Annotated in this window: 11 protein-coding genes and 1 riboswitch; of the genes, 7 read left to right on the top strand and 4 right to left on the bottom strand. The window is 31.4% G+C overall.

The window, feature by feature from the left end; all coding sequences use genetic code 11:
• Positions 1-57: 57 nt before the first annotated feature.
• The 4 genes from HMPREF3241_RS12560 to queC form a co-directional block, all read right to left on the bottom strand.
• Positions 58-657: a hypothetical protein gene (locus HMPREF3241_RS12560; RefSeq protein ID WP_002445900.1), complete on the bottom strand. Its 600-nt coding sequence runs from the start codon at positions 655-657 to the stop codon at positions 58-60.
• A 99-nt stretch (positions 658-756) separates the two neighbouring features.
• Positions 757-1,470, bottom strand: coding sequence for a 7-carboxy-7-deazaguanine synthase QueE (gene queE / locus HMPREF3241_RS10485; RefSeq protein ID WP_002445901.1), 714 nt, complete (start codon positions 1,468-1,470; stop codon positions 757-759).
• The gene (queD, locus tag HMPREF3241_RS10480) at positions 1,471-1,890 is read right to left on the bottom strand and encodes a 6-carboxytetrahydropterin synthase QueD (RefSeq protein ID WP_002445902.1); all 420 of its coding nucleotides are present in this window, start codon (positions 1,888-1,890) and stop codon (positions 1,471-1,473) included.
• Positions 1,891-1,894: 4 nt separating this feature from the next.
• On the bottom strand, positions 1,895-2,566 hold the full coding sequence (queC, locus tag HMPREF3241_RS10475; RefSeq protein ID WP_002445903.1) for a 7-cyano-7-deazaguanine synthase QueC: 672 nt from the start codon (positions 2,564-2,566) through the stop codon (positions 1,895-1,897).
• Positions 2,567-2,696: 130 nt separating this feature from the next.
• Positions 2,697-2,743, bottom strand: a riboswitch (PreQ1 riboswitch).
• A 118-nt stretch (positions 2,744-2,861) separates the two neighbouring features.
• On the opposite strand from queC, the gene HMPREF3241_RS10470 reads away from it, so the two are divergent.
• From HMPREF3241_RS10470 to ltaS, 7 genes are all read left to right on the top strand, one after another.
• Positions 2,862-3,449: an anthranilate synthase component II gene (locus HMPREF3241_RS10470; protein WP_002445904.1), complete on the top strand. Its 588-nt coding sequence runs from the start codon at positions 2,862-2,864 to the stop codon at positions 3,447-3,449.
• Entirely contained in the window at positions 3,439-4,590 is a 1,152-nt protein-coding gene (locus HMPREF3241_RS10465; RefSeq protein ID WP_002445905.1) for a chorismate-binding protein, read from the top strand. The genes HMPREF3241_RS10470 and HMPREF3241_RS10465 overlap by 11 nt, the downstream gene beginning before the upstream one ends.
• Position 4,591: 1 nt before the next feature.
• The gene (locus tag HMPREF3241_RS10460; protein ID WP_070853661.1) at positions 4,592-5,200 is read left to right on the top strand and encodes an aminotransferase class IV; all 609 of its coding nucleotides are present in this window, start codon (positions 4,592-4,594) and stop codon (positions 5,198-5,200) included.
• A gap of 48 nt (positions 5,201-5,248) precedes the next feature.
• On the top strand, positions 5,249-5,455 hold the full coding sequence (locus HMPREF3241_RS10455) for a hypothetical protein (protein ID WP_001830353.1): 207 nt from the start codon (positions 5,249-5,251) through the stop codon (positions 5,453-5,455).
• An 18-nt stretch (positions 5,456-5,473) separates the two neighbouring features.
• Positions 5,474-6,205 carry a 5-oxoprolinase subunit B family protein gene (locus HMPREF3241_RS10450; RefSeq protein WP_002475955.1) on the top strand — a complete coding sequence of 244 codons (732 nt, stop codon included), beginning with the start codon at positions 5,474-5,476 and terminating at the stop codon, positions 6,203-6,205.
• Positions 6,193-7,197 carry a 5-oxoprolinase subunit C family protein gene (locus tag HMPREF3241_RS10445; protein WP_002457617.1) on the top strand — a complete coding sequence of 335 codons (1,005 nt, stop codon included), beginning with the start codon at positions 6,193-6,195 and terminating at the stop codon, positions 7,195-7,197. Before HMPREF3241_RS10450 ends, HMPREF3241_RS10445 begins: the two co-directional genes overlap by 13 nt.
• 507 nt (positions 7,198-7,704) lie before the next feature.
• Positions 7,705-9,645, top strand: a complete 1,941-nt coding sequence (gene ltaS / locus HMPREF3241_RS10440) for a polyglycerol-phosphate lipoteichoic acid synthase LtaS (protein ID WP_002475959.1) — start codon at positions 7,705-7,707, stop codon at positions 9,643-9,645.
• The last annotated feature ends 61 nt before the right edge of the window (positions 9,646-9,706 follow it).

Here is a 9,706-nt window from a genome sequence, read left to right as displayed (position 1 = left end):
GCTATTTTGCTAGGAATTATGTCCCAGCCTCTATCTTATAAATCAATGTAAGGATAATTATTTTTTATTTTTTATGAAAAAAACACCTTGCCATAATATAAAACCAATGAGTAAGCTATAAATGATTAAAAAGACATACCAAAAGGGCGTTAAAATCATCGTTGATATGAGAGATAGGATAATAATAATTGTACCTGTTGTCATTGGTCTTTTAATTTTACGAAATAGTGAAAGACGTTCAACTTCGTCTATTTTGAAAGTACCTACAAAAAGTAAAATCGCGCCTATTATAAATATCGTGGGTGATAAATATGGGATGGACATATACACCGATTGTGTGCTCGATTTATCAGTAATAAATTGCAATAAGCTTATAACAATAGCTAGTATTATAGCAATAAACTTTTGGTCAGAAATTACAAAAGGATATAGCTTGAAATTTAAATATATTTGTAAAAGTGTCCATATCATAAAGAGTGTGACGGTAAACATCGTAATAAAATTGAATTGATTAATCGCAAAAATATCAATCACGCTATTGATTAAAATAGATAATAATATGGAGCTAAACTTAAGCTGTCTGAAACGATGTCGGTATAAATCGATGCCAAGAATTAGCAAGACGATGGCGATGTTAATTAATATATATATAATCATGTTGAACTCCTATTCGTAATTCTTCATCTCTTCATTATACCAATTAACATTAACTTAATCATTTCATAACACTCAGAAATATTTAACGTATTTTCAATATTAGACGCCTTTTTTATTACTCCATAATAATGTATGTAATTGTGGTAGTACATAGACATGATTCATATCACTACTTTGCATTACACGATCCACTAATTTCTCATATCTTTCAAGTAATTTATCTGTATGTTGGTCAACGTTATCATCAAGATAAGGATTGCCTACCTGTAGATAGAATGGGATGTTAGGATAACGATGATGAATTAATTTTGCAAAATCATAGTCTGCATCGTCAAAAATCACCACTTTCAAATTAAGTGAATGAAATGTACATTGATTTATAACAGAATCTAATACTTCTAGATTAGTTTTCATTCCCGAACTAGGGGGTTTTGGACTAATTGTTAAATCGTCAATTTGTGTCATCCATGATTGGAAACGACTACCTTGTGTCTCTAAAGCTGTATAAATATGTTTCTCTTCAAATAAATTTACTAATTCCTGTATACCTTTGATTAAAGCAGGGTTACCTCCAGATATAGTCACGTGATTAAATCGATGACCACCTATTTCAAGTAACGCTTCATAAATTTCTTCAGCAGTCATTAATTTGATATCTTCTTTAGCACTACCGTCCCAAGTAAATGCAGAATCACACCAGCTACATCTATAATCACAACCAGCTGTTCGCACAAACATTGTTTTTCTTCCTATTACACGACCTTCACCTTGAATTGTTGGTCCGAAAATTTCTAAAACGGGTATTTTAGCCATTTACACTTGATCTTCCTTTGGTCTATAAACTACGTAACTTGAAGGTGTTTCTCTAAGATAAACTTGAACACATTTCGGTTGATTCTCTCTTTGATTTAACTCTTTTTGAACAATGTGGTAAATCGTTTGTGCGACAATTTCTGTTGAGGGACTTTTATCCTTAAAAGCAGGCAAGTCATTAAGCAAATAATGGTCAAATTGTTCGTGAACTAGCTTTTTTAAATCTCTAAAATTAACTAAAAATCCACATTTATCTAGTGTATTGCCAGCAATTGTTAAGTTGACGTAATATGTATGACCATGTGTACGAATACATTTTCCTGCTTCTTCAAAGGGAATATAATGTGCAGCAGAAAAGTTAAAATCTTTGTTAAGTTCGAATTGATATGGGTGAGTGACACTTGGATAAATTTGTTGCATTTTCTTATTCTTCTCCTTTATGTTCAAGATAATGTTTTAAACCTCTAGCTCTTAAGTGACATGCTGGACATTCACCACAGCCATCACCAATGATACCGTTATAACATGTTAATGTGTTGTGGCGAATATAATCTAACACACCTAGCTTATCGCTCAGTGCCCATGTCTGTGCTTTGTCTAACCACATTAATGGCGTGTGAATGACAAAGTCTTTATCCATTGAAAGACTTAAAGTTACATTCATAGATTTGATAAAGCTATCTCTACAATCTGGATAACCTGAAAAATCTGTTTCACAAACACCAGTAATAATATGTTTAGCATGAATTTGATAGGCCAACGCGCCAGCAAAAGATAAAAACAATAGATTTCTAGCTGGTACGAAAGTATTAGGAATACCATCATCATTATCTTCAATTTTTAACTCATGTTGTGTAAGTGCATTGGGAGTAAGTTGAGATAGTAATGACATGTCTAAAATATGATGTTTTAAATTTTGTTCTTTTGCAATTTTTTTTGCAACTTCAATTTCTGTATCATGTCGTTGTCCATAATTAAATGTAACGAGTTCAACTTCTTTAAAATGTTTTTTAGCGTAAAATAAACATGTCGTACTATCTTGACCACCACTAAATACGACAAGTGCTTTTTCTTTATTTAAGTCATTTTGCGACATTGATATGACTCCTCATCATTGTGATAATTTTGCATAAAAAAAGTCTATCTCTATAAAAAAGATAGACAGAAATATTAAAGACATATATAGTCTTAACGTTATAATATGAAGAAATTCATTGTTGAAATTTTCATGTCTAGTTTTTTATAGAGGGTTTCGGCTAGGAACCTCTGTTATTATTTTGTACGGAACATAGAATAAACGAAATGCTATATAAAATCAAGTCATGTTCTGTGATAATAGAGGGTAAGAACTATAATAATTAACAATCTTTATCGATAATTGAGGTATGAATATGATTTTAATGATAGATAATCAAGATTCTTTTACATATAACTTAATAGATTATATTAAGGTACAAACTACTGAAGAAGTGAAAATTATTTCTGTAAATGATTTGATGATACAGCATATCGATGCATTAAATCCGAGAGCGATTGTCATTTCACCTGGACCTGGGAAACCAAGTGATTATCCAATACTATCATCAGTATTAGAAATATTTCATCGTCACGTTCCCATTTTGGGTGTCTGTTTAGGTTTTCAATTAATCATTGAATACTTTGGAGGAAACATTATCCATAATGATAAACCTGTTCATGGACATATTACCAAGATAAGCCATAGCAATGAGGGTATTTTTAAAGGGCTACCATTGTATTTTAACGTAATGCGATACCATTCACTTATGGCTGACCCTTCTACAATATCTAGCGCATTAAAAGTCACAGCGCTGAACAACGAGAATGTTATCATGGCTGTTGCGCATCGTAAGTATCCTATTTATGGTTTACAGTATCATCCCGAATCAATACTAAGTGAATATGGTCACGAACAATTAAATTTATTCTTAACCGAGGTAGGGGTTAAATATGCACATTGAATTTAAGTATCGCTATTATGAGAATGAAAAGGACTATGAAGACTATCAATTAGAAATGGATAACGTTCAAGATTCTAAAATTGCATATCGTCTTGATGAAGTAGGGGATGTCATTCACTTTGCAGAACAAGAACAACGTAACGGAAGTTATGTTGCACTTTATGTTACTTATGAAGCAGCACCTTTTTTTAATAAGGAAATGGTGGTCAATATCGTGGAACAATCCCATATTTTTGCTGCAGCTTATTCATTTAAATCGGTCAATTCGATAAAAAATATAAAAAAAGTAATGTCTACTAAAAATCATATAAAAACTGAAGGATTTTATTTTTGTGAAAGTGATAAAGCGATGATTAACAAGGTCAAATCGATTCATAAAGCCATCATCGAAGGGGCAACGTATCAGGTGAATTACACAACGCGCTTAAAAGCAGAAATTTTCTGTCCTATAAGTCACTTATATCATCAACTTACTATGTCACAAAATGGTAATTATACCGTTTTAATGGACACACCTGATATAAAAGTAGCATCAATATCGCCTGAACTTTTCTTTCAAAAAGGTGACTATAAAGGTAAATCAAATATGATTGTTAGCAAGCCGATGAAAGGAACCATGCCTAGAGGGAAAAATGTTAAAGAAGATGAGCTATATTATAATAATTTAAAAACTTCCTCTAAAGATATGGCAGAGAATGTGATGATTGTAGACTTATTACGTAACGATATTACAAGAATTGCTCAAAGTGGAACTATAGATGTACCTGAACTGTTTTCGATTGAGAAATATGACACAGTTTTCCAAATGACCAGTACAGTTTGTGGCCAATTACAAGATGACATTCAATTAATAGATATGATGCGAGCGCTCTTTCCTTGTGGTTCTATTACAGGTGCACCAAAAATAAATACAATGCAATATATAGCTCAGTTGGAGGACATGCCAAGATCCATTTACTGTGGAACAATTGGTTTATTACTTCCAAACCAAAGGATGATATTTAATATACCTATTCGGACAATTGAGTATAATCATGAAGAAGCGGTTTATGGGGTGGGTGCTGGTATAACAATTGATTCAATACCTGAAAATGAAGTTCAAGAATTTCACGATAAAACTAAAATTTTGGAGCGGTTATAATATGCATTTATTTGAAACAATGAAATTGGATAGGGGATTCATTCCTCGGCTTGATTACCATTATCAACGTATTTCAACTTCTAGTGAGCATCTAGGATTTCAATTTGATCATCTATTTTGGAAGCAGTTTATTCATAATATAAAAACCTTGCATTCAAAAGGCGTATATCGTTTGAAGGTGACGTTAAACAAAGAAGGGGAACTCAACTATGAGTTATTTTCGATACCCGATAAACCTTTTTTTACCGCACGACTAGTTCAACAAAAAAAGAATATTGATAAAGTAATCATAACTAATAAAACAACAGAACGTGATTATTTAACACATAATCATTTCACAGATTTAATACTAATCTATGATGAAGAAGGTAAAATTTTAGAGTTTGACATTGGCAACGTAATGATACAAGAAAGAGATAAATTGTATACACCAACATATAAAGAAGACATGCTCCCCGGCTGTATGAGACAATCTCTTATTGATCAAGGGGAAGTTATAGAAAAAGATTTTTATATCGAAGAATTTAAAGAAAAAATCAAATCGAGTCAAATCAACGTCTATTTAATCAATAGCTTAAGAGAGGTTGTCGGTGTTAAAGTATATGTATAATATATTTATGAAAAAGAATTTTAATGATAAAAAATAATGAGGTAGCCTATGACATTATTATGGTTAGCTATATTAATACTTCTTACTGTATTAGGTAAAAAGATGTCAAACCAAGCCATTAAAAACAATCAAGTGCTTATTGCTAAGTTAATAGCTACTATAACTACATTTTGTGCGTTTGTGTTGGTTTATTTGCTTATGCAATCTATAATGCCACATATTATTAAATTGATGAATGTGTTTTATCATCATTAATTTTGACGAGGTGATATTATGAAAATATATAGTCAAGGCGACCAAGCCATTGTTGTTTCAATAGAGAAAAATGTATCTCAAAGACTGACAGAAGATTTACTTTCATTGAGAGCATATTTAATTGATAAATCATATCCATTTATTACTGAAATTGTAGCTACAGAATCTGACCTAATGATTTGCTATGACGCAAGAGATATGATTAAACATCACCATATTCAGTCACCATTTTTATATATGAAAGCTTTAATTGATTCTATAAAATTAGAAATTAGACATCATCGGCAACAACTTCAAGCGAAATATATTCAAAAACAACAATCTGTTAATATTCCAGTTATATATGGCGGAGAATTTGGGCCTGATTTACAACATTTGTTAAAGCATCTTAAACTCAAATTAGAGGATTTTGTAAAATTACACACTCAAGAAAAATATTTTGTATCAATGATGGGGTATTCACCAGGATTTCCGTATCTTACCGGAATGAATAAAAAATTACATGTGAACCACACAAGTAAAAAGAAAAAGTTCATCCCTTGTGGATCAGTTATTATTGAAGGGAAAAAATGTGGAATAGTGACTACTGATACATATAATGATTGGTTAGTTATAGGATATACACCAGTTCAACTTTTCTTTCCTGAGCAACAAAACTTTACATTATTAAAGCTAGGAGACAATGTCACATTTGAGTCTAAAGGTATCAATGAAATAGAGCTAGGAGATTATAAAATATGTCAATCATAATTGAAAATAGTGGTCTATTTAGTAGCTTTCAAGATTTTGGAAGAAAGGGATATGAACATGAAGGTGTTATCCCGAGTGGTGCATTAGATGAATTAGCACATGAAATAGCCAACCGTCTGGTTGCAAATGACAAGAATGAAGCAACACTTGAAATGACTCAAAAAATGGCAACAATTCGCTTCACTGAGCCGGCACTAATAGCTTTAACAGGTGGAAATTTTAAAGCTGAAACTGAACATATGAAAATTTATCCTAATAAATTATATCTCATCAATGAAGGTGAGACATTGAAATTTAATGAAACCAGTCGTACATCACGCGTTTATCTAGCAGTTGGTGGCGGTTTTAAACTAGAAAAATGGCTTCATTCAGCATCTACAGATTTTAATGTGGAGATTGGTGGTTTTGAGGGGAGAAAGCTTAAAAAAGGTGATGAAATAGAATTAAAACACCATTATTCTCAACGACATCTTAAGCTATTTGAAAACTTATCTGACAAACGTACAACTGATTGGGGAATTGATGGTTACGCATTGTCTTTTAATTATGTTTCGGATGTTTTTCATGTGATTAGAAATAAGGGAACAGAAGATTTTAAAAAAGAGGCGACGCGTCGTTTTACAATGGCTGAATATAGTGTGTCCAGTAAAACAAATAGAGTAGGTATGGTGCTTGATGGACCCCAAATCAAAGCATACTATGATGATATGCCGGCTCATCAATCAGTAAAAAGAGGAACCATTCAAGTTAAGAGAGATGGCACACCGATTGTATTATTAAACGATCATTATACATTAGGAAGTTATCCTCAAATAGGTACAATCGCAAGCTATCATCTAACAAAATTAGCACAAAAACCACAAGGCTCAAAATTGAAATTTCAATTTATAGATATCGAAACTGCAGAAAAAAACTTAATAAAGTATAGCAATTGGTTAAATCAATTGTTCCATGGTATTGAACATCGTATGCAATTAGAAATGTTAAAGTGACGTATAACTATGGAATTGTTTTCCCATAAATAAAAAAGAAGTAGTCTTGTGCACGTACATCAGATTTGGAACTTAAATTGAATCGTCCTGGAGACTGATGAACATAAGAAATACTGAGTTTATAATGAATCATTATATATGTAAAAGAACTCAATTATTTAAAATTTTAATAGCACTTTTATGTTGACAATTTACCTGTATAGCGTGCTTTTACTTGATATTTAAGACATAATACTATATATTTAGAAATTGAACTATGTATTTTTATTACAATAAGATTACAAACATTTAAAAATCTTAATAAAAAGTTAACAACTACATAGTCTAAACAATGACGTATTCGCATTTACGATTTATATCAAATTTTTAAATTTATAAATAGAAATAATCGATTTGATCAAATGAATATAAAGTAATTTAAAAGATAGTTATAATTTGAATTAACTGAAGGTAAAGTGAATCATTTAACGTAAAAATGATTCATTACTAAAAACGGAGGAAACAAACATGAGTTTACCCAAGAAGAAAATAGGAATTTTTGCGTTCTTCTTATTAACGGTATTCACCATTACTTTGAAGACATATTTTTCATATTATGTTGACTTTTCTTTAGGTGTCAAGGGTTTAGTACAAAACTTAATATTGCTTATGAATCCTTATAGTTTGATTGCACTTGTACTAAGTGTTTTCCTATTTTTTAAAGGTAAGAAGGCATTTTGGTTCATCTTTATTGGAGGATTTTTACTTACGTTTCTACTTTACGCAAACGTTGTGTACTTCAGATTTTTCTCAGATTTCTTAACTTTTAGTACACTAAACCAAGCAGGCAACGTTGAATCAATGGGTGGTGCAGTAAGTGCTTCTTTCAAATGGTATGACTTTGTCTATTTCATTGACACTATTATCTACCTTGCCATTTTAATATTTAAACGTAAATGGTTAGATAATAGAGCATTCAGTAAAAAATTTGTACCTGTTGTAATGGCTACGTCAGTAGCATTATTTTTCTTAAATTTAGCGTTTGCAGAAACAGACCGTCCCGAATTATTAACAAGAACTTTTGATCATAAATATCTTGTGAAATACTTAGGACCATATAACTTCACTGTTTATGACGGTGTAAAAACAATCGAAAATAATCAGCAAAAAGCACTAGCTTCTGAAGATGACTTAACTAAAGTGCTGAATTACACTAAGCAGAAACGTACTGAACCAAATTCTGAATATTACGGTGCAGCGAAAAAGAAAAATATAATTAAAATTCACCTTGAAAGTTTCCAGACTTTCTTAATCAATAAAAAGGTAAATGGTAAAGAGGTTACACCGTTTTTAAATAAATTATCTAGTGGTAACCAAGATTTTACGTATTTCCCAAACTTTTTCCATCAAACAGGGCAAGGTAAAACATCTGACTCAGAGTTTACAATGGACAACAGTTTATATGGCTTGCCGCAAGGATCTGCCTATTCACTGAAGGGAGATAATACGTATCAATCATTACCTGCTATACTAGATCAAAAGCAAGGTTATACATCTAATGTAATGCATGGTGACTACAAAACATTTTGGAATCGAGATCAAGTTTATAAACATTTCGGTATTGACAATTTCTATGATGCCACTTACTATGACATGTCTGACGACAATATTGTTAATCTTGGTTTAAAAGATAAACCATTCTTTAAAGCATCAGCAGATTATCAATCTAAAATGAAAAAGCCGTTTTATTCACACTTAATTACTTTAACTAACCACTATCCTTTCACATTAGATGAAGAGGATGCTTCTATTGATAAACCTAATACTGGTGACTCAACAGTAGACGGTTATATACAAACGGCACACTATCTCGACCAAGCTTTAGAGGAATATATTACTGATCTTAAGAAAAAAGGTCTATATGATAATTCAGTCATTATGATTTATGGAGACCATTATGGTATTTCAGAAAATCATAACAATGCTATGGAAAAATTATTAGGTGAGAAGATTACACCAGCTAAATTTACAGATTTAAACCGCACTGGTTTCTGGTTAAAAGTTCCAGGTAAATCAGGGGGCGTAAATAAAGAGTATGCTGGACAAATGGATGTAATGCCTACATTACTGCATCTTGTTGGTATTGATAGCAAGAATTACCTAATGTTTGGCTCTGACATGTTCTCTAAACAACACAATAACGTAGTACCGTTTAGAAACGGTGATTTTATCACTGAAGATTATAAGTATGTGAATGGTAAAATTTACTCAAATAAAGATAATGAATTGCTTACTGAAAAACCTAAAGATTTCGATAAAAATAAAAAACAAGTTGAGAAAGATCTTGAAATGAGTGACAGCGTGTTAAATGGTGACTTGTTCAGATTCTACAAAAATCCTGACTTTAAAAAAGTAAATCCTGGTAAATATGAATATAAATCAGGTCCAAAAGGGAACGAAAAAAAATAGTTTTTTCAGTGAGTTGAAATTGTTAAGAAGCTGGGACATAATTCCTAGCAAAATAGCCAGT

The organism is Staphylococcus sp. HMSC34G04, from assembly GCF_001838765.1.
Classification (GTDB): Bacteria; Bacillota; Bacilli; order Staphylococcales; family Staphylococcaceae; genus Staphylococcus; species Staphylococcus epidermidis.
Note: the sequence above shows the minus strand (reverse complement) of the source record. Positions and strands in the feature narration are given on the sequence as shown.